Here is a 21366-nt window from a genome sequence, read left to right as displayed (position 1 = left end):
ATAGTGTGAGAAAAAATGGTCGGAAATTGTACGGTATTTGCCACGAAATCGTTAGCGTTTTTGACGAACGCTTTTAAAGTGCTCACACACTTCCTTGATCGCGTTCAATGTGCGTGGTGTCGGACGGTTAATCCAATCAGAGTTTAGGGACCAGATGTGTTTGTTTTTAAGGGCAAGAAGCTCATTACTCCACTCAGCCCACATACCATCGTTACTCATTGCGTGACGAGAAGTAAAAATAACCTCTGGCTGGCGAGTAATGACTTGCTCGATGCTAACTTGAGGATAAGGCGCGCTAGATGCGGCGAAAATGTTCTCACCACCGCAAAAAGTAAAGACTTCACTTGGCCAGTTCTTTCCGGCGACAGTGATGATAGGCTTTTCACTCAACTGATAAAAGTAACTAACTTTCTCGTTCGTGTTGTACTGTTCTTTTAGTGTACTCAGTTGCGTTCTAAAATCTTCAGCGGCCTTTTTTCCTACTTGTGGAGTTTCGCTGTATTGGCTGAGTTGCTCGATATTATTGGCGATATCTTCTAATGAACCTGTAGTGGAGTAATAGATAGGAATACCGAACTGTTTAATTTTCTCCAACTCTTTAGCGGGGTTTCCGGCTGGCCAAGCAATCACTAAGTCCGGCTGAAGAGCAATAATGCGCTCTAATTTAATTCCTTGATAATTTGAGACTCTTTCTAGCTGCTTTGCCTGTTCTGGATAATCGCTCATTTCGCTGACAGCAACAAGCTGCTCTCCTAGCCCTGCTGCAAAGGCAATTTCGGTGGCATGTGGAGCTAAACTTATAATGCGTTGAGCGGGTTGAGCGAAGGTCGCTGTCGAAACAAACAGCGTTAATGCGAAGCATAATTTATTCATCATAATCCTTGATAAATTATTCCTAAAAGCAAACTTTGGATTGCGATCCAAGCCAGGACGCGCCAAACGAGCAGCGTATGTATTTGTGAAAGGTGAATAGCCGATGGCGCAATGCGCCCACCGATTTTTGCGCGCTCTGCACGCACACCTTGATAGATAGCAGGGCCGCATAAAGACAGTTGTAGTTTGTGTCCGATAGTACATAACACCCAGCTAGGTCCTGGTAAGGGCCAAGACTTCGCTTGCTGTTGTATTCCAGAGAGCACATTACTTGTATTCTTTCCGGCAGCTAAAAGTATGGCAAAGAGACGAAGTGGAATAATATCCAGAGTAGCAACCAGTTGAATCACAGGTTTACCAAAGGGCAAATATTGGCGTCGGCTAGGGGACCACACTCGCGCTAATTCTGTTGTGAGTCGATACATTAACGCACCAATACCACCTGTTAGTGCGTACCAAAATAGCACGCCGATCACGTTGCGGCTGTATCCCATAATCAGGGTTTCTGAGCCAGCTTTACCTATGCCAACGATCGAGAGGCTACCAGTGTCGCGATTAAGATATGGTCTCAGTAATGCTCGACACTGAGCTTTGTCTTCCGAAGAGATACTTGTGACGAGCTGTTTCGTTAACGTTTCGCTGTTACGCCAGTCTAGCGCAATGATCAATAGAACCAGTTCATATAAAGGGATTTGCCAAACAAATGGCTTTACTGCAATCAGTAATATCAAGCAAGGAAACAGCATCAAGCCTAATGCAAGACTGCCTGAGATTACACTCTGTGAGTAATTGTGATTATTGTTCACTTTGTTGGCTAGCTGTTCTGCTAGCTTTCGCCATAAAGTGATGGGGTGCGCTGAATGGGGGATTGGCACTAGAAGGTGCAAGATCAGTGCGCCCCACATTATAAGGAGCGCACCGTTGGCATAAAATGACTGAAAAACTTCTTCCATGAATGAGTCGTTTACTTAATGAGTTCCAGCATTTTGAATACCATTTCGGAAGAGCTTTTTGCTGCTAGAGGTAGGAATTCATCAAAGCTCATTGGTGATTCTTTATCAGCGACATCAGAGATTGCACGCACAACAACAAACGGAGTGTTGAATTGATGACAAGTTTGAGCGATAGCAGATGCTTCCATTTCTACAGCGATAACTGACGGGAAGTGTTTACGAATAAACTCTTGACGCTCAGCAGTACAAACAAACGCATCGCCAGTACAAATTAGGCCGCGAACCGCATGAGTGTTTTCCATTTGTGCTAGGGCTTTTTCGGCTAAGTCCATTAGCTTGTCATCCGCTTTGAATGCAGCTGGTTGACCGGCCATTTGGCCAATCTCATAACCAAAAGCGGTTACGTCTGCATCGTGATGACGAACTTCTGTAGAGATAACTACATCGCCAAGGTTTAAGCTTGAATCGAAACCGCCAGCAGAGCCTGTGTTAATCACAACGTCTGGTTGGTATTCATCAAGAAGGATTGTCGTGCCCACTGCCGCTGCAACTTTACCGATGCCCGATTGTAGTACGACGACTTCAACATCGTTAATTTGACCAGAGAAAAACGTACAACCTGCTTTATTTACAGTTTTGCAGTTTGTAATTGCTTGCTTCAGGATGGTCACTTCTTGTTCCATCGCACCGATGATACCAACTTTCATAACACTCTCTTTAAGTAAATATTTTAGTTGGCCGAGAGTATAGCACTCCCCGTTGGCAGTTTTCTATTTGATGATCTTCGCTTGAGTGAGCTTTTCTCGTAATTGATCGGCGCGCTTTCTGTTTACGCCAAAGTCAGAGTAGCCCACACGAGATTCCGAGCGCACAATCAGTTGGTCTCCTGCTATTTTTAGTTCGAGGTCATCCACGAAGCGCATGATTTTAGATGTGCACTCGATACGAAGGTAGTTGCTTTCTTTCACCGCGGTTTTCGCGCCTGGCAGTTCAAGCGCAACTTGCTCAATAGCGTCGATGTTCGCTGAATCAACTAAGATAAATGGCGTTAGGTTGTATTTTTCTCGCGTGTCTTGGGTGGAGACGCAGTTTGGTTTGTCACCACAAGGTGATTGAGAACGATCCGTCATGGTTGTGACTCCTTGGCTACAAGCGGTTAAGCCGAGCAAAGTAATGGAAAGGAGAGCGGCTTTTTTCATTGTATTTACTCTTATAATTTTGCTTCTAATTAAATGGATACAAAAGAAAAAGGATCCAATAACAGGACCCTTTTTGTGAGGTTAACTGAGATTAAACTTCGAGGTAATCGAGAATGCCTTCTGCCGCTTTTCGTCCTTCATCAATTGCGGTTACGACAAGATCAGAACCTCGTACCGCATCGCCACCCGCGAAGATCTTTTCATTGCTGGTCTGGAACTGGAACTCTTGCTTCGCTGGGGCTTTGATACGACCCCATTGATCCAAATCGACATCAAACGGTGCTAACCAGTCCATTTTGTGCGGCTGGAAACCAAACGCCATGATAACAACGTCTGCTGGTAGAACGTGCTCGCTGCCTTCAACGGGCTCTGGACGTCGGCGACCCGCTTCATCAGGTTCACCAAGTGCGGTTTTCACCACTTTGACCCCCGAGACTTTGCCTGACGCATCCACTTCCACTCCCAAAGGCTGAAGATTGAACATGAACTTCACGCCTTCTTCCTTTGCGTTTTTTACCTCGCGACGAGATCCCGGCATGTTGGCCTCATCACGACGATAAGCACAAACTACGTTGGAGGCACCTTGGCGAATTGAGGTACGAACGCAGTCCATTGCTGTATCACCACCACCCAGTACGACGACTTTCTTTCCTGCCATATCGATAAAGGGTTGGTTACTCTCAAGATCCATGACTTTGTAGGTGTTCGAAACTAAAAATGGCAGCGCGTCATACACACCCGGCGCATCTTCATTATCTAGACCTGCACGCATGTATTTATAGGTGCCAACGCCCAAGAAAACAGCATCGTATTCATCAAGTAGCTCTTGCATTTGGACATCTTTGCCTACTTCCATGTTCATGCGGAACTCGACGCCCATTTCAGTGAACACACGGCGGCGGTTTTCCATCACGCCTTTTTCAAGCTTGAAGGAAGGAATACCGAAGGTCAGAAGGCCTCCAATTTCAGGGTAGCGGTCAAACACGACTGGCTTAACGCCATTGCGCACTAGGATATCCGCGGCAGCCAAGCCAGCTGGGCCTGCTCCAATGATTGCGACCTTTTTATCGGTCCACTCCACCTTGGACATATCTGGCTTCCAGCCCATTTCAAACGCTTTGTCGGTAATGTACTTTTCTATGTTACCGATGGTGACGGCACCAAAGTCATCATTAAGCGTGCATGAACCTTCACATAGGCGGTCTTGAGGACAAACGCGCCCACATACTTCCGGTAGGCTGTTGGTTTGATGCGATAGTTCAACCGCTTCAAGAATACGACCTTCATTGGCAAGTTTTAACCATTGAGGGATGTAGTTGTGGACTGGGCATTTCCATTCACAATATGGGTTGCCACAATCTAAGCAGCGATCCGCTTGTGCAGTCGCCTGTTGTTTAGTGAACGGTTCATAGATTTCAACGAACTCGATCTTACGAACTTTGATAGGCTTTTTCGCAGGATCTACACGCTGCACATCGATAAATTGATAAACGTTCTGGCTCATGATTCAAACATCCTCCATGATTACTGTGCTTGAACACGCAGCTCTGCGGCACTGCGGCTCTGGTGACCAAGTAGCGTGCGAAGATCTGCCGCTTGTGGTTTCACCAAATAGAACTTTGGAATCCATTCATCAAAGTTCGCCAAAATATTTTCAGCATGACTCGACCCTGTTTCTTCAAGGTGTTCCGCAATTAGGCCACGCAAATGTTCTTGGTGGATGTAAAGATCGGACAATGAGATGGCTTCGACAGACTCAGTATTAACTCGACCTTCAAAGCTTTGGTTCTCATCCAGAACATAGGCAAAGCCTCCAGTCATACCCGCGCCAAAGTTCACACCTGTCGCACCAAGAATGGCAACAATACCGCCAGTCATGTACTCACAAGCGTTATCGCCAGCACCTTCAATGACGGCTATCGTACCTGAGTTTCGTACGCCGAAACGCTCACCTGCTTTACCGGCTGCAAATAGTTTACCGCCGGTCGCGCCGTACAGACAGGTGTTACCAATGATGGTTGCTTCATTACACTTAAATGCAGTGCCAAGGTGAGGTTTTATAACCACTTTACCACCCGCCATGCCTTTGCCCACGTAGTCGTTCGCATCGCCCGTGAGGTAAAGCTCTACACCACCTGCGTTCCAAACACCAAAGGACTGGCCTGCGGTGCCGTCAAGATAGATTTTGATAGGGGAAGCCGCCAACCCTTGGTTGCCATAGCGTTTTGCTATTTCGCCAGATAAGCGTGCACCAACAGAACGATCAGTGTTGATGACATTGTAGAAGAAACTTGCCGATTGACTGTTTTCGACCGCATGCATGGCATCATCAACGATCTTTTGGTTGAGCTCAGCTTTATCAAACGGTTTGTTTGGCTCTGTCCAAAATAGCGGATGGCCCTCAGGTGATACTGGAGCTTCTAGAATATTGGATAGATCCAGCTTGGTCTGTTTCGCTGTAAATCCCTCTACTGCCTCAAGTAAATCGGTACGACCAATCAAGTCCGTCAGCTTTTCTACGCCAAGTTCGGCGAGTAATCCGCGCACTTCGTCTGCCAAGCCGATGAAGTAATTCATCACCATTTCTGGTAGACCTTTGAAGTATTCTTTACGCAGTGTCTCGTCTTGAGTCGCAACCCCAGTTGCACAGTTGTTGAGGTGACAAATTCGTAGGAACTTACAACCCATAGCGACCATTGGCGCAGTACCAAAACCGAAGCTTTCTGCACCTAAAATTGCGGCTTTAACTACGTCTAAACCAGTCTTTAGACCACCGTCTACCTGTAAGCGGATCTTATGACGCAGACCATTAGTAACCAGAGCTTGTTGTGTCTCTGCCAACCCCAACTCCCAAGGGCTACCAGCGTATTTTACCGAAGTTAATGGGCTTGCTGCGGTACCACCGTCGTAACCCGAAATGGTAATAAGATCAGCGTAAGCCTTGGCTACGCCCGTTGCGATGGTGCCGACACCTGGCTCGGAGACGAGTTTTACCGAAACCAGCGCATTTGGGTTGACTTGTTTAAGGTCGAAGATCAGCTGGGCCAAATCTTCAATCGAATAGATATCGTGGTGCGGAGGAGGGGAGATCAGAGTCACGCCTTGTACCGAATAACGCAGTTTTGCGATTTCTGCGGTGACTTTGTGTCCTGGTAGCTGTCCACCTTCACCCGGTTTCGCACCTTGTGCCACCTTGATTTGCAGTACATCCGCATTAGTCAGGTAATGAGGCGTTACACCAAATCGGCCAGAAGCAATCTGTTTGATACGTGAGTTACGCTCAGTACCGAAGCGGCGAGGATCTTCACCGCCTTCACCCGAGTTAGAGTAACCACCAAGACGGTTCATCGCCGTTGCAAGTGCTTCATGCGCTTCTGGGCTAAGTGCGCCAATGGACATTGCCGCAGAGTCAAAGCGTTTGAACAGTTCAGTGCGTGGTTCTATTTGCTCAAGTGGCAGCGGTGAGTCTGATTTTTTCAGCGACATTAAGTCACGCAGCATGGCAACAGGGCGTTGATTTACCTGCTTAGCAAAGCTCTGATAGTCGTTACTTTCGCCAGATTTAACGGCCTGTTGCAGCGTGCCGACAACATCCGGGTTGTACGCATGATACTCACCTCCATGGACGTACTTTAACAAGCCGCCATGATCAATCGATTTGCGTTTCGCCCATGCTTTACGAGATAAGTTTGTAAGATCTTGCTGGAAGTCGTCAAAATTCGCGCCTTCAATTCGAGTTGTGACGCCTTTAAAACACAGATCGACCACATCTTGGCTCAAGCCAACTGCTTCAAACAGTTGTGAGCAGCGGTAAGAGGCGATGGTTGAGATCCCCATTTTCGACATGATCTTGTACAGGCCTTTGTTGATGCCGTATTGGTAGTTTTGCATCACATCGCGGTAGTCTTTCTCTAGTGCTTTATCATCAATCAGTTTACCTAAAGCTTCATAAGCAAGGTATGGGTAAACCGCAGTAGCACCAAAGCCAAGCAAGACAGCAAATTGGTGTGGGTCACGAGCTGTTGCGGTCTCAACAACAATGTTGGCATCACAACGTAAGTTGGCATCGATCAAGCGAGTTTGAACCGCACCGACCGCCATTGCTGCAGGAATTGGCAGCTTGCCTTTGACTAAAGCGCGATCTGAAAGCACGACTAGAACCGTGCCTTCACGCACCACTTGTTCTGCTTGCTCACACAGATCATCAATGGCTTGTTTGAGATCTTTCTGTTGTGGGTCGTAGTTGATATCGAGAATGGTATTACGGTAATGATCGTCACTCAGCTCTAGTAGTTGCTGCATGTCTGAATAGAGCAGTACTGGAGAATCAAAGGTTACACGATGCGCGTGGCCATCGGTTTCACAGAAGACGTTCATCTCCTGGCCGATGCTGGTCGCTAGCGACATGACGTGTTTCTCACGCAGCGGATCGATTGGTGGGTTGGTGACCTGCGCGAACTTCTGACGGAAGTAATCAGTCACCAAGCGCTCTTTCGAAGAAAGAACCGCCATCGGGGTGTCATCACCCATCGAACCGACGGCTTCTTGCCCCATATCACCGAGGACACGCAATACTTGATCGACTTCTTCATTGCTCATGGCAAACTGCTTTTGATAAGTCTTAAGCAAGTCTTCATCAAAGCTGCGCTCACCTACTTGATCTTCAGGTAGCTGAGAGAACGGTGTTAGTTTGCGAACGTTGTTCTCCATCCATTCGCGATAAGGGTGACGAGATTTCAGGTCATTATCGATCTCGCTAGACTGCCAAAGCTTACCTTTACGAGTGTCGATGACGAGCAATTCCCCCGGACCTACACGACCTTTTTTGGCAACTTCATCTGGGGCGTAATTCCAAATCCCTACCTCAGATGCCAGAGTGATCAGCTTGTCTTTGGTAATTACATAACGCGCAGGACGTAGACCGTTTCGGTCTAGGTTACAAGCAGCATAACGACCATCGGACAGTACGATACCTGCTGGGCCATCCCATGGTTCCATGTGTTTGGAGTTGAAATCGTAAAACGCACGCAAATCCGGATCCATATCCGGGTGGTTTTGCCATGCTGGCGGTACGAGCATACGCATGGCACGGAAGATATCCATGCCGCCAGCTAAAAAGAGATCTAGCATATTATCTAAGCTAGACGAGTCTGAGCCTGTCTCGTTCACAAACGGTGCTGCAGTTTGTAGGTCAGGCAGCAGTGGTGACGAGAACTTGTAAGCACGAGCGCGTGCCCATTGTCGGTTACCTTCAATGGTATTGATCTCACCATTATGAGCAAGGTAGCGGAACGGTTGAGCTAATGGCCAACGCGGTTGAGTGTTGGTAGAAAAACGCTGGTGGAACAGACAGATAGCAGATTCCATACGTAGATCTGCAAGATCAAGATAAAAGCGCGGTAAGTCCGCAGGCATGCATAGGCCTTTGTACACCAAAACTTGAGTCGATAAGCTACAGATGTAGAAATCCGGATCTTCGGTGATTTGTTTCTCGATGCGACGGCGTGCGATGTAGAGACGACGTTCAATGTCGCGTTCGCGCCAACCTGCCGGTGCAGAGACAAAGACTTGCTGAATATTTGGAAGCGAGTTGGCCGCAATTGGACCGAGTACTTCTGAATTAGTTGGTACTTCACGCCAACCAGCCACAGTTAGCGTCTCTTGCGCCAGTTCTTTGTTGACGATGTCTTTAGCGAGTTGAGCTTTGACTGGATCTTGGTTGAAGAAAATCATCCCTACGGCGTATTGCTTGCCAAGGTTGAAACCATTTTCTTCGGCAATAAGACGTAAATAGGAATCGGGCTTTTGTAATAGAAGACCACAACCATCACCAGTTTTACCATCGGCGGCGATACCACCACGGTGAGTCATGCGGTCAAGTGCAGAAATTGCTGTACGTACCAGCTTGTGGCTTTGTTCGCCTTCCATATGCGCGATCAAGCCAAATCCACAGTTGTCTTTCTCAAGACTTGGATCATAAAGAGCCATTGCAATTCTCCCTTTGCTTATCCGTCATCCCGACAGATATATCAACACTGCTTACGTTGATATCGATGACTAACTATGCGTCATCTTTATAGCTTTATGTATAATTATTCAGTAAAAGTTGTGAAATATTTAACATTTTTTGAGTGTTTTATTTTCATCAACTTCACAAGCTATAGCTTATTGTAAAAAAGGTCAAGTTATTAGTGGATCATCACGTGAATATACGATTTACCATTTAATAAGCTAAAATAGTTTAATAATTTCAAATAGATAGAAAATTGATTGTTACAAAAAAGTAACATTTGATTCTGTGGGAGATAAAAAAGACCAGCATAAAATGCTGGTCAAAATAGAAAGATTGGAAGGAATTGTTTTCTTTCTTCACCGATAGCCATCGATATTGCTGATGGCTATTAGGCAATTGAAAGAGAGAAGCATGACTGCTTCGTTAAGCAGAAAGCATCAGTGAATCTGCTTTTGCTTCTAGGTTTGTGCTACCCATTAGATAATCATCGATAGCACGGGCACATTCGCGGCCTTCATTGATACAACGAACCACCAAAGATTGGCCTGTTCGCATATCACCAGCAGCAAATACGCCTTCTTGGTTAGTAGCAAAATCTTGAGTTGCTACGTTACCGCGATCGTCTAGTGCGATATCCAGTTGAGCAAGTACGCCTGTTGGTTCAGGGTGTAGGAAGCCCATCGCTAGAAATGCCATATCACATGGAATCACACGCTCGCTGCCTTCTACTTCTTTGAAGCTTGGGCGCTCGCCTGGTTTTGCATCTTGCCAAACGATATCAGCAAGACGAAGGCCTGTGACTTCACCTTTGTCATTGCCGATGAACTCTTTGGTCAGGATGTTCCAGTGACGATCGACACCTTCTTCATGAGAGGTCGAAGTACGTAGGATCATTGGGTATTGAGGCCAAGGCATATTGGCTGGGCGCTTCTCTGGTGGAATCGGCATGATTTCCACTTGAGTTACGCTTGCTGCGCCGTGACGGTTTGATGTTCCCACACAGTCTGAACCCGTATCACCACCACCGATAACCACAACATGTTTACCCGCAGCGTGAATTTCTTCCGTTTTCAGGTCCATGTTATTGGCGCGACGGTTGTTTTGACCTAGGAATTCCATTGCGAAGTGAACGCCTTTTAGTTCACGACCCGGAACGGGCAAATCACGTGGAACCGTTGAGCCACCGGTTAGTAGAACCACATCGAACTCTTGACGCAATTGCTGAGCATTTACATCAACACCGACGTGTTGGTTTACTTTAAACTCAATGCCAGCTTCTGCCATTAGATTGATCTTGCGATCAATGACTTCCATGCTCAGTTTAAAGTCTGGGATACCAAAACGTAGCAGACCGCCCACTTTCTCGTCTCGCTCGAATACCGTCACAGTATGACCAGCGCTGTTTAACTGCTCAGCAGCCGCAAGGCCAGCAGGGCCCGAACCGATGATCGCAACGGTTTTGCCAGTTCGAGAGCGTGGTGTTTTTGGTTTGGCGTACCCTTCACGATACGCCGTTTCCACGATGGTTTTCTCGATATTACAGATAGTAATTGGATCTTGGTTGATACCAAGTACACAAGCACTTTCACATGGAGCAGGGCAAACACGACCAGTGAACTCTGGGAAGTTATTGGTTGAGCTTAGAATGTTCCAAGCTTCTTCCCAGCTATCACGATAAACCGCGTCGTTAAATTCTGGGATGATGTTACCGATAGGGCAGCCGTTATGACAAAACGGCACACCACAATCCATACAACGAGAAGCCTGAGTATTGATCTTGTCACCAAACTCCTCGTTCAGAACGAACTCTTTGTTGTTCTTGATGCGTTCAGCTGGGTCGATTTTCTGTGGTAGTTCACGACCATGCTCTAAAAATCCAGTAGGCTTACCCATTATACGGCCTCCACTTGAGTTTCGTTTCCTTGAGACTGTGCTTCAGCTTTACGCTTTTGAAGAACCGCTTTGTAGTCACGCGGCATTACCTTAACCATAGAGGCTAGGCTTGCTTCAAAGTTGTCTAGGAAAGACTGAGCGACTTCACTTCCTGTGAATTGAACATGCTTAGTTAGCATGTCGAGTAATAGATCTCTGTCTTCTTTCTCGATTGGATCTAGGTCTACTAACTCTGGGTTCAGTTTTGACTCAAAGTCACCTGATTTATCCCATACGTAAGCCACGCCACCACTCATACCTGCGGCAAAGTTACGACCTGTTGAACCTAGGATAATTGCTGCACCGCCCGTCATGTATTCACAACCGTGGTCACCGACGCCTTCGACTACTACTTTCGCGCCTGAGTTACGAACACAGAAACGTTCACCAGCCATACCGCGAATGAAAGACTCACCCGAAGTTGCACCGTAGAAACACACGTTACCAACCACGATGTTGTCTTCCGCGACAATACTTGATTTTGCATCTGGGTAAAGTACTAAGGTACCGCCAGATAAGCCTTTACCCCAGTAGTCGTTCGCGTCGCCTTCTACTTCGAACTTCACGCCCTTAGCTAGGAATGCGCCGAATGACTGACCCGCAGAACCTTTGAACTTCACGTTCATTGGCTGAGGTAGACCGGCATCTTTGTACACTTTCGAGATTTCGTTCGACAACATGGTACCTGCAGAGCGGTCCGTGTTAACGATAGGGAACTCGGCATTCACCGCTTCGCCTTTCTCGAGTGCAGGAATCGCTGCTTGAATCAGCTTACGGTCTAGCACTTCTTCTAAGTTGTGGTTCTGCTGAGCTTGGTTGAATACACCATCAGCTTCACGTGGTTGCTCAACGTGAAGAACAGGAGACAGATCTAGGTTCTTGTATTTCCAGTGAGAAACGTCTTGGCGAATCTTCAGCTTCTGACCTTGACCGACCATCTCATCGATAGTGCGGAAGCCAAGTTCAGCCATGATTTCACGTAGACCTTGTGCCATGTATTGGAAGAAGGTTACGACGTCTTCTACGCGGCCATCAAAGCGCTCGCGAAGTGTCTTATTTTGAGTCGCGATACCAACAGGACAGGTGTTCTTATGACACTTACGCATCATAATACAACCTTCAACCACCAAGGCTGCGGTTGCCACGCCCCATTCTTCTGCACCGAGTAGTGTTGCCACTGCAAGGTCGCGAGGTGTCTTCATCTGACCATCCGCTTGAACCACGATACGGTTACGTAGACCGTTCTTCAGTAGCGTTTGGTGCGTTTCTGCCAAGCCAAGTTCCCAAGGAAGACCTGTATGGCGGATTGAAGACATTGGTGATGCACCTGTACCGCCGTCGAAACCTGCGATTAGTACAACGTCCGCTTTCGCTTTCGCTACACCAGAAGCGATCGTACCTACGCCTGCTTCTGATACCAGCTTCACGTTTACACGGCCTGCGCGGTTCGCGTTCTTCAAGTCGTAGATAAGCTGAGCCAAATCTTCGATTGAGTAGATATCGTGGTGTGGCGGTGGCGAGATAAGACCAACGCCCGGAGTAGAGTGACGTGTTGCACCGATCCAATCGTCTACTTTATCGCCTGGTAGCTGACCACCTTCACCTGGCTTCGCACCTTGAGCCATCTTGATTTGCAGCTCATCAGCGTTAGTTAGGTAGTAAGAGGTTACGCCGAAACGACCAGAAGCCACCTGCTTGATTGCAGAGCGTTCCCAATCGCCGTTCTCTTTGCGCTCGAAACGCATTGGGTCTTCACCACCTTCACCAGAGTTCGATTTCGCGCCAAGACGGTTCATCGCAACAGCTAGTGTGGAGTGTGCTTCGTAAGAAATAGAACCGAATGACATAGCACCCGTCGCGAAGCGTTTCACGATGCTTTCAATTGGCTCGACTTCGTCGATAGAGATAGAACCGGCTGGGTTCTTAATGAACTCAAGTTGGCTACGCAGGGTTACCGCGTTGTCGCCCTGCTTATCTACTGCTGTTGCGTACTGCTTGAACTGATCGTAGTTTTTGTTGCGCGTAGACTCTTGCAGTAGAGAAATAGTCTCTGGGTTGAATAGGTGCTTCTCACCACGCTGTTTCCATTGGTAAACACCACCAACATCCAGCATTTGAATTGGGATTTCGCGTTGTGGGTAACCGATGCGGTGACGGATCAGCACTTCTTTGGCGATATCATCAAGGGTTAGACCTTGGATACGAGAAACCGTACCTGTGAAGTATTTGTCGACCACTGATTTGTGGATACCCAACGCTTCGAAGATTTGTGCGCCGTGGTAAGACTGTAGCGTCGAGATACCCATCTTCGAGAAGATCTTCAGAAGACCGCCATTAATCGCTTTACGGTAGTTGTTGAACAGATCACGAGGGTTCGCTTCTGGATCCAACTTCTTCGTACGTTGAAGTTCAATGATGGTTTCAATCACTAGGTAAGGGTTAACCGCATTCGCACCGTAACCAAGTAGTGTTGCAAAGTGGTGCGTTTCACGCGCGTCACCGGTTTCAACCACGATGTCACACTTCGCACGTAGACCTTTACGGATCAAGTGGTGGTGCACTGCGCCAACTGCCAGCATTGCTGGGATCGCAGCGTGGTTTGAATTCACTGCGCGGTCAGTGAGTAGGATGATTGAGTAACCATCGATAACCGCGTCTTCTGCGTATTGGCAGATACGTTTTAATGCACGCTCAAGTTTGCCTTGATCTTCACTAGCTTGGAATACGATATCCAACGTTTTCGCTTGTAGGTGCTCGTTATCGATCGCACGCAGTTTTTCAAGCTCTGAGTTCGCCAGAACCGGCGATTCTAATTCGACTTTCTGACAGTGAAGTGGTGTTTCAGTCAGAAGGTTTTGGTCTTTACCCAAGTAAGTGTTCAGCGACATAACCATACGCTCACGGATCGGGTCAATCGGTGGGTTAGTTACCTGTGCGAACAGCTGCTTGAAGTAGTTTGAAAGATGTTGAGACTGATGAGAGAGAACCGCAAGAGGCCAGTCGGCACCCATTGCTGATAATGGCTCTTTCGCGTCATTCGCCATTGGAACGATGATTTCGTTCACTTCTTCAGTGCTTACGCCAAACGCTTGTTGGCGGTGTAGAAGGTGTTCTGGCTTAGGTTGGCTGAACTGGTTGCTCGCATCTGGCAGCTTCTTCAAGCTCAGTAGGTTTTCTTCTACCCACTTCTCGTAAGGCTGTGCCGTTGCGATGGTGTCTTTCACTTCTTCATCAGAGATGATTCGACCTTGCTCTAGGTCTGCAACGAAGATACGACCTGGTTGTAGGCGACCACGGAACTCAACGTTTTCTGGTTCTATATCCACAACACCAGATTCAGATGCCATCACTAGGAAGTTATCTTTGGTCACCGTGTAGCGAGAAGGGCGCAGACCGTTACGGTCTAGTGTCGCACCAACTTGGACACCATCAGTAAAACATACTGATGCAGGACCATCCCATGGTTCCATGATGTTCGCGTGGTACTGATAGAACGCGCGACGCTTAGGATCCATGTTTTTGTTTTCTTGCCATGCTTCCGGGATCATCATCATTAATGCGTGTGGCAGGCTGCGACCAGAAAGAACTAGGAGCTCAAGTGCCATGTCAAAGTTAGATGAATCCGAGCTGCCTTCCTGACAGATTGGAAGAAGCATGTCGATTTCAGCCTGAGTGAACAGGTCTGATTCTAGAATTGCTTCACGGGCTTTCATCCAGTTCAAGTTACCGCGAACTGTATTGATTTCACCGTTGTGGGCAATGTAACGGAAAGGTTGTGCAAGACGCCATTTCGGGAAGGTGTTGGTAGAGAAACGAGAGTGTACCAGTGCTAGTGCAGTCACCATGGTCGGGTTTTGCAGATCAAGGAAGTACTGAGGTACTTGCTCGGTCGTTAACTGACCTTTGTATACCAATGTCTTGTAAGACATGGAGTTAATGTAGAAGTCGTCACCAATGTTCGAAACGCTTTCTAGGCAAACACGTACAGTGTAGTTACGAAGAACGTACAGTTTGCGTTCTAGTTCTTCAGGTGTGATGCCAGGGCCACCAGAGATAAACACATGCTCAAACTGAGGCTCTGTGCTTAGTGGGTCTGCACCGATCATTGAGTTATCGGTTGGTAAAACGCGGTAGCCGATAACTTCAAGATCTAGACGCTGTGCATTACGTTCTAGAATGTCACGGCATTGCTCGCGTTTGTATTCGTCTTTCGGGAAAAGAACGACACCAACACCATACTTTTCAAACGAAGGCAGTTTAATGCCTAGCTTAACGGCTTCTTCTAATAGGAATTCATGAGGTTTTTGTAGCAAGATACCCGCACCGTCACCGCTGCATGGGTCACAACCTTGACCACCACGGTGTTCCATGCGAGCCAGCATATCCAATGCTTGAGTCACTACTTCATGAGATTTACGGTTTTTAAGGTGAGCAACAAAACCGATACCACAAGCGTCATGCTCCAGTTCTGGAGTGTACAGACCCTGTGGATTTTGCTCTCTATCTACCATAGATACATCCTTCCAGTTCAATGTCGACGCAAAAGTACCGGGCAGCAAATACTACCTAGACTATTGATTACGTCTTGTCCTTTATATTTATTATCGCCACCGATCTAGGTTGACCGGTCTTGATTCCTTTCCGTATCTCGCAGGAAAAGTTTTGCGAGAAAAACAATCCTTGGTGGTATCCCTTTATTTATTATCACTATCTAGTGATTTATATAGGTAGGAGTGGGATAACACCGACAAATCCCGCAGTGTGCTTTGTAATAAAAGTCACAAAAATAACGGGGTTGTGTAAGTATCCTACAATTTTGTCACTTCAGAATGCAATGAAAAAGTCGGCGTTGTGACCCAATTTTTTCGTTTAATTATGCATTTTTAGTTTAACATTTACGCAACATGAACGATTTTTGCCTTTAATTATGCAAGTTTATTGATTTTGACCCGCATGATGGGTGTTTGAATTGATTAATATTGTGTGTTTTTTCTTGCAGGGATGTAATTTATTTACACAAATCGTAGTGAGATTGATTACGATTTATTGTTGGTGAGAATTTATGCAGTTACATGAGTTGGTCAATACAATCGGCCAAGATCTTCAGCGTCGATACGGTGAAAAGGTTCATAAGTTAACATTGCACGGTGGATTTAGTTGCCCTAACCGCGATGGCACGATTGGGCGGGGAGGATGTACATTTTGCAATGTGGCTTCGTTTGCAGATGAAGAAGTCCAGATAAAAAGCATTCACGAACAGTTAAAAGATCGCGCAGGTGAAATTCACAGAGCGAAGAAGTATCTCGCTTATTTTCAGGCCTACACCAGTACCTATGCCGAAGTACAAGTTCTCAAAAACATGTATGAGGAAGCACTAAAGGCTGCAGACATGGTTGGTCTTTGTGTGGGGACGCGTCCTGATTGCGTCCCTGATGCGGTATTGGATTTACTGTCGGGCTATGTACAGCAAGGTTATGAAATTTGGCTAGAACTAGGTCTTCAAACCGCCAACAATGACACCCTAAAACGTATCAATCGTGGTCATGACTTTGAGTGTTATGCCGAAATCACTAAGCGTGCGCGAACACTCGGAATCAAGGTTTGTACTCACTTAATTGTGGGTTTACCCAAAGAAACCCGCGCCGAAAATATTGAAACCCTGCAAAAAGTGTTGGCCGTGGGAACGGATGGCATCAAGTTACATGGCTTGCATATTGTCGAAGGTAGCACCATGGCGAAAGCTTGGCGTGCTGGAAAGCTAGAAGCCCCTGAATTAGAAGAATATGTTGCGATCGCCAGTGAAATGATTCGTATGACACCACCAGATGTGATTTATCATCGCGTTTCATCAGCAGCCAGGAGGCCCACGTTATTATCGCCTCTGTGGTGTGAAAACCGTTGGCTAGCGATGACGGAAATTGGTCGAGAACTCAGTGCTCATGGTGCTCAAGGGAGCCTTACAGGGAATGCCTTTATCTATACTAAACCGGAATTAATAGCAGATCGCTCAATAAATAACTGATATATTTTAACCAGTGTTCTTTGAAGGTTTAAACGATGGATCAGTTACTCAATTGGCTTTGGGGTGGTCAAGGCGGTTATGGCTATGTCGTCTTGTTATTAATCGCAGGCGTGTGCGCGTTAGCACTGATCTATTTGCACTTTCAGACGTCACTTAAGCAACTAGTAACGGATTCTCCCTATCCAGTCATAGTGGTGGACACTAGCCATGCTCAGCTCTTGCTATCTAACCAGGCTGCGATGCAGTTATTAGGCATTCGCTCTTTGGGAACGGGGTATTTGTATCCTGCTTTATTCGATATTCATGAGCTTGAGCAGTTTCTCGATCGCTTCTCTAGTCGTCATTTTCGTCAGCAGGCTTTTGACTGGCGACTATCTGATAGTGAATCTATTAAAGTGGAGCTGTCAGGCAGAAAGAGTTTATTGCGCAATCATCGAGTTTGGATTCTTTATGCTCAGCCATATCAAGCCACTCACCAAGAGCAGCAACAAGAACTTGCGCAATTAATCATCGCACGTTCGGCATTAGACTCACTTTCAGAGCTGATTTGTACCCAAGACCGCCAAGGCAATCTGTTAACGACCAATCGAGCATTTGATCAATTCTGGCAAGGGCGAAGGGAAGAAGCTTGCGCATCCAAGACCTTGGGTGAGATGACCAGAAAAAGCGAACGTAAATGGACAACGGATCCACAAGGTCGAAGTTGCTTACTGGAAGTCAATCAAAACTCTCTTGTTTCGCCGAGTGGTGAGCTTATCGGTACGCTGTCTATTAGTCATGACGTGACTGAATGGCACAAGATGCAACAGAATCTGCGAGATGAAATGGAGCGTCGCAAAGATACAGAGGTGGCGCTAGCGCAAAGAGATACTATCTTACAAACGATTCTGGATGCCAGTCCGGACTCTATTGGTATTTTCAATGAGAACATGGTCTATCAAGCGTGTAATCAGCCTTTTGTTAAGGCGTTAGGCATTTCAAAAATTTCTGATTTGATAGGTAAGCGCCTCCAAGACGTGATTCCTAAAGAGATGTACGCGCGCTTAGCAGACAGTGACTTAGAAGCATTACGCCAGTTAGAGCCAGTTCGATACATAGATAAAGTCGTGAGTAGTGATGGTAAAAGTACGTGGTTTGATGTGGTGAAATCGCCTTTTAAAGATAAAGCATCAGGAACGAATGGTGTGCTGATCATGGCGCGTGATATTTCTGAGCGTTATCTTGCAGAACAAAAGTTGGAAAAAGCCAACCTAGAGTTAGAAAAATTGAGCTTTATGGATAGCTTAACTCAAGTATCGAACCGACGCCGTTTCGACGAACAACTGCAGGTATTGTGGTACCACCACGCTCGAGAAAAGCTGCCGCTCACCATCATGTTATGTGACATCGACTTTTTCAAAGATTACAACGACTGTTACGGTCACCAACAAGGTGATGAAGCGTTAGTCAGTGTCGCTACCGTGTTTACACAAGTCATCAATCGTTCTTCGGATTGTGTTGCGCGTTATGGTGGCGAGGAGTTTGGTTTTATCTTGCCGAATACCACCACGGAAGGTGCGCGCAACGTAGCACAGCGTATTCATGAGAAAATTCTACAGCTTGATATGGAACACGACAGTTCAGAAGCATCTGAACGCCTTACCGTCAGTATCGGTCTGGTCTCTTACATTCCTCAGCATGGTGATGAACCCGAAATGGGCATCGCTATGGCTGACAGTGCGTTATACCAAGCTAAAGCTGATGGACGTAATCGCACCTGTATTCACCCCAGTTCTTGCTAACGCTTTGTGACCGCTTGCTCTAAGTTGATAGCTGATTGTTTAAATCACCGTATTAAACACGTTAAACTTACAGAAGCCTGTGCGCTCGTTGGTTTATCTTTCTATCTCGTGTCACAAGCGCAGATCGCACCGTGTGTTTTTCACTAATCAAACAGACCTAAATTGCGTTAGGTCGAGTGCATTTACCTGTTTTTCATCATCGAATGGCGCTATCTAGCCACCACCATGGAGTAGTTAATGAAACCCATGAAAAATCTCGCCCAGTATTATGTCGACTTGCTAGTCAAACTGGGGATTGTTCGCTTCTCTATTTTGCTAGCCCTTGCGCTGGTGGCATTAGCTGTTGTGGTGCAGGTAGGGATTACTTTAGCTCTTAAAGGGCGAGTAGATGATATCGACATTGTCCGTTCGGTGTTTTTTGGTCTATTGATCACCCCTTGGGCGGTTTACTTCCTCTCTGTGGTTGTCGATCAACTAGAAGAGTCTCGCCAGCGTTTAACTAAGCTGGTGTCCAAACTGAAGGACATGCGTTCGCGAGATCAAGAGTTGAATTACCAACTTCAACAAAACATTGAAAAGCTTAACCAAGAAATTGAAGAGCGTATTAAAGCGGAAGAAGCGCGTGAAGAGGCGATGCAAGACCTCGAAAATGAGGTATTCCAACGCGAACGTACTCAATTAGAGTTGGCAGAACGTACTGCATTACTGCGTTCATTTATTGATGCCTCACCAGACTTAATTTACTACCGCAATGCGGATGGTGTTTTTTCTGGCTGTAACCGCGCGATGGAAGAGCTAACGGGCAAGAAAGAGCACCAGTTAGTCGGATTAAGCCCTTGGGATGTGTATAGCAAAGAAATCGCCGAGCATATCGTTGATACTGACCAAAAGGTTTTTGCCGATAATCAAGCAATTACTTACGAGCAATGGCTCGAATACCCAGATGGTCGCAAGCATTACTTTGAGCTGCGTAAAGTGCCATTTTACAGCAAAGATGGCCGCCACCTTGGTCTCGTTGGGTTCGGTCGTGATATCACTGAACGTAAGCGCCATGAAGAGTCGTTAGAGAAAGCAAGCCGCGACAAAACTACCTTCATCTCAACCATCAGTCATGAGCTGCGAACGCCGCTGAATGGCATTGTAGGCTTAAGTCGTATGCTTCTAGATAGTCCGTTGACAGAAGAGCAGCGTAAACACATGCAGACCATCAATGTGAGTGCGATTACGCTAGGTAACATCTTCAACGATATTATCGATATGGATAAATTTGATCGCCGTAAGTTAGAACTATTACCTGCGCCACTTAACTTCGAAGACTTCGTCGCAGAGATTGAAAGCATCTCAGCTCTGATGGCAGAACAAAAAGGGTTACGCTTTGACTTAGAACGTTTAAGCGATTTGCCAAAAGCAATTGAAGTGGATGCAACCCGTCTACGTCAGGTGATTTGGAACTTGGTCAGCAACGCAATGAAGTTCACCAAAGAAGGTGGCGTTGTGATGACAGTGAGCGCGGATGTCGAAGACGATTTTGCGACCATTATTATGGAAGTGGAAGACACAGGTATTGGTATCCCAGACGAAGATCTAGATAAGATCTTTGCGATGTACTACCAAGTGAAATCAGGCAAGGACAACCTGCATGCGGTCGGTACAGGTATTGGTTTGGCGGTATCTAAGCAACTGATCAATATGATGGATGGTGACATTACGGTTACCAGTGAGGAAGGCTTTGGTAGCACTTTTACTGTATCGATCCACGTTCCGATTGTTGAACTAGCTGAGCCAGTCATTGATGCGAAACGCGACAATGTGCGCCTCAACATATTTATGGTCGAAGACATCGAGCTTAACGTAACTGTGGCTAAATCGTTACTTGAGAGCCTAGGGCACTCTGTCACCGTGGCAATGACGGGCCAAGAAGCGTTAGTGAACTTTGTGCCAGAAAAATACGACTTAGCGTTGTTGGATATCCAACTGCCTGATATGACGGGCTTTGATGTCGCCAATTATTACCGCAAGCATTATAACAATCTTCCTCCATTGGTCGCCTTAACTGCTAATGTAATGAAAGATCGTCGTGAATACTTAGATAACGGCATGGATGATGCGATCAGTAAGCCGCTGGCAGTGAATGCCATTCAGTCAGTGATTGATAAATTCTTCGCTCACCAGTTAGAACAACCTAAGGAAGTAGTGAGCGGTCCCGAAACAGTGGAAGAGCCAGTGCCTTCTCCTGTGATTGAGACACATTTGCTCGATATGGATATGTTAGAGTCTTACGTCGACATTGTTGGTGCAAAACCTGTCTACGACAGCATAAAAATGTTTGAAGATATGATGCCAGACTATATCGATGTCTTAGATTCAAACATGACAGCGAAAGATCAAGATGGGATTGTTTCTGAAGCGCATAAAATCAAAGGTGCTGCAGGTTCAATTGGCCTGAAACGTATCCAAAGTGTGGCGCAAAAAGCGCAATCGCCCGATATGCCAGCATGGTGGGAAAACATTTCAGACTGGGTTGAAGAGATCAAAAATGAATACCAAAACGATATTCAAGTCCTCAAAAGTTGGTTGGAACAAAGGAAATAAC

11 protein-coding genes are annotated in these 21366 nt (G+C 46.5%); 3 read left to right on the top strand and 8 right to left on the bottom strand.

Features of this window, described 5'->3' with window-relative positions; all coding sequences use genetic code 11:
- Positions 1-51 precede the first annotated feature (51 nt).
- The 8 genes from btuF to gltB (R7O13_RS11595) all read right to left on the bottom strand — a co-directional run bounded on the left by btuF (position 52) and on the right by gltB (R7O13_RS11595) (position 15481).
- On the bottom strand, positions 52-873 hold the full coding sequence (gene btuF / locus R7O13_RS11630; RefSeq protein ID WP_017633625.1) for a vitamin B12 ABC transporter substrate-binding protein BtuF: 822 nt from the start codon (positions 871-873) through the stop codon (positions 52-54).
- Positions 873-1826 carry a cobalamin biosynthesis family protein gene (locus R7O13_RS11625; RefSeq protein ID WP_005381839.1) on the bottom strand — a complete coding sequence of 318 codons (954 nt, stop codon included), beginning with the start codon at positions 1824-1826 and terminating at the stop codon, positions 873-875. The genes btuF and R7O13_RS11625 overlap by 1 nt, the downstream gene beginning before the upstream one ends.
- Before the next feature lie 11 nt (positions 1827-1837).
- Positions 1838-2533, bottom strand: a complete 696-nt coding sequence (gene mtnN / locus R7O13_RS11620; RefSeq protein ID WP_005381837.1) for a 5'-methylthioadenosine/S-adenosylhomocysteine nucleosidase — start codon at positions 2531-2533, stop codon at positions 1838-1840.
- A 63-nt stretch (positions 2534-2596) separates the two neighbouring features.
- Positions 2597-3025 carry a DUF1499 domain-containing protein gene (locus R7O13_RS11615; protein WP_318303894.1) on the bottom strand — a complete coding sequence of 143 codons (429 nt, stop codon included), beginning with the start codon at positions 3023-3025 and terminating at the stop codon, positions 2597-2599.
- A 91-nt stretch (positions 3026-3116) separates the two neighbouring features.
- Positions 3117-4529 (bottom strand): FAD-dependent oxidoreductase, encoded by a 1413-nt coding sequence (locus R7O13_RS11610; RefSeq protein WP_005381833.1) that lies wholly within the window; start codon positions 4527-4529, stop codon positions 3117-3119.
- Between the two features lie 20 nt (positions 4530-4549).
- Positions 4550-9013: a glutamate synthase large subunit gene (gene gltB, locus R7O13_RS11605; RefSeq protein WP_258515099.1), complete on the bottom strand. Its 4464-nt coding sequence runs from the start codon at positions 9011-9013 to the stop codon at positions 4550-4552.
- Between the two features lie 448 nt (positions 9014-9461).
- Positions 9462-10931, bottom strand: a complete 1470-nt coding sequence (locus R7O13_RS11600; RefSeq protein ID WP_318303892.1) for a glutamate synthase subunit beta — start codon at positions 10929-10931, stop codon at positions 9462-9464.
- The gene (gltB, locus tag R7O13_RS11595; RefSeq protein WP_318303890.1) at positions 10931-15481 is read right to left on the bottom strand and encodes a glutamate synthase large subunit; all 4551 of its coding nucleotides are present in this window, start codon (positions 15479-15481) and stop codon (positions 10931-10933) included. The genes R7O13_RS11600 and gltB (R7O13_RS11595) overlap by 1 nt, the downstream gene beginning before the upstream one ends.
- Positions 15482-16032: 551 nt before the next feature.
- On the opposite strand from gltB (R7O13_RS11595), the gene R7O13_RS11590 reads away from it, so the two are divergent.
- The 3 genes from R7O13_RS11590 to arcB all read left to right on the top strand — a co-directional run bounded on the left by R7O13_RS11590 (position 16033) and on the right by arcB (position 21365).
- Complete coding sequence (locus tag R7O13_RS11590; protein WP_033906100.1) at positions 16033-16992, top strand: TIGR01212 family radical SAM protein; 960 nt, start codon at positions 16033-16035, stop codon at positions 16990-16992.
- 35 nt (positions 16993-17027) lie between these two features.
- Positions 17028-18773: a GGDEF domain-containing protein gene (locus tag R7O13_RS11585; RefSeq protein WP_033906101.1), complete on the top strand. Its 1746-nt coding sequence runs from the start codon at positions 17028-17030 to the stop codon at positions 18771-18773.
- A 237-nt stretch (positions 18774-19010) separates the two neighbouring features.
- Complete coding sequence (arcB, locus tag R7O13_RS11580) at positions 19011-21365, top strand: aerobic respiration two-component sensor histidine kinase ArcB (RefSeq protein ID WP_318303888.1); 2355 nt, start codon at positions 19011-19013, stop codon at positions 21363-21365.
- Position 21366: the final 1 nt, after the last annotated feature.

The organism is Vibrio sp. Y176 (assembly GCF_033438945.1).
The sequence above is the reverse complement of the archived record's forward strand: the minus strand, read 5'-3'. Positions and strand labels throughout refer to the sequence as shown.

What these genes read in the sequence shown, in the direction of transcription:
- btuF (WP_017633625.1), bottom strand. Translation starts at nt 873, where the DNA reads ATGAATAAATTATGCTTCGCATTAACGCTGTTTGTTTCGACAGCGACC.
- R7O13_RS11625 (WP_005381839.1), bottom strand. Translation starts at nt 1,826, where the DNA reads ATGGAAGAAGTTTTTCAGTCATTTTATGCCAACGGTGCGCTCCTTATA.
- mtnN (WP_005381837.1), bottom strand. Translation starts at nt 2,533, where the DNA reads ATGAAAGTTGGTATCATCGGTGCGATGGAACAAGAAGTGACCATCCTG.
- R7O13_RS11615 (WP_318303894.1), bottom strand. Translation starts at nt 3,025, where the DNA reads ATGAAAAAAGCCGCTCTCCTTTCCATTACTTTGCTCGGCTTAACCGCT.
- R7O13_RS11610 (WP_005381833.1), bottom strand. Translation starts at nt 4,529, where the DNA reads ATGAGCCAGAACGTTTATCAATTTATCGATGTGCAGCGTGTAGATCCT.
- gltB (WP_258515099.1), bottom strand. Translation starts at nt 9,013, where the DNA reads ATGGCTCTTTATGATCCAAGTCTTGAGAAAGACAACTGTGGATTTGGC.
- R7O13_RS11600 (WP_318303892.1), bottom strand. Translation starts at nt 10,931, where the DNA reads ATGGGTAAGCCTACTGGATTTTTAGAGCATGGTCGTGAACTACCACAG.
- gltB (WP_318303890.1), bottom strand. Translation starts at nt 15,481, where the DNA reads ATGGTAGATAGAGAGCAAAATCCACAGGGTCTGTACACTCCAGAACTG.
- R7O13_RS11590 (WP_033906100.1), top strand. Translation starts at nt 16,033, where the DNA reads ATGCAGTTACATGAGTTGGTCAATACAATCGGCCAAGATCTTCAGCGT.
- R7O13_RS11585 (WP_033906101.1), top strand. Translation starts at nt 17,028, where the DNA reads ATGGATCAGTTACTCAATTGGCTTTGGGGTGGTCAAGGCGGTTATGGC.
- arcB (WP_318303888.1), top strand. Translation starts at nt 19,011, where the DNA reads ATGAAACCCATGAAAAATCTCGCCCAGTATTATGTCGACTTGCTAGTC.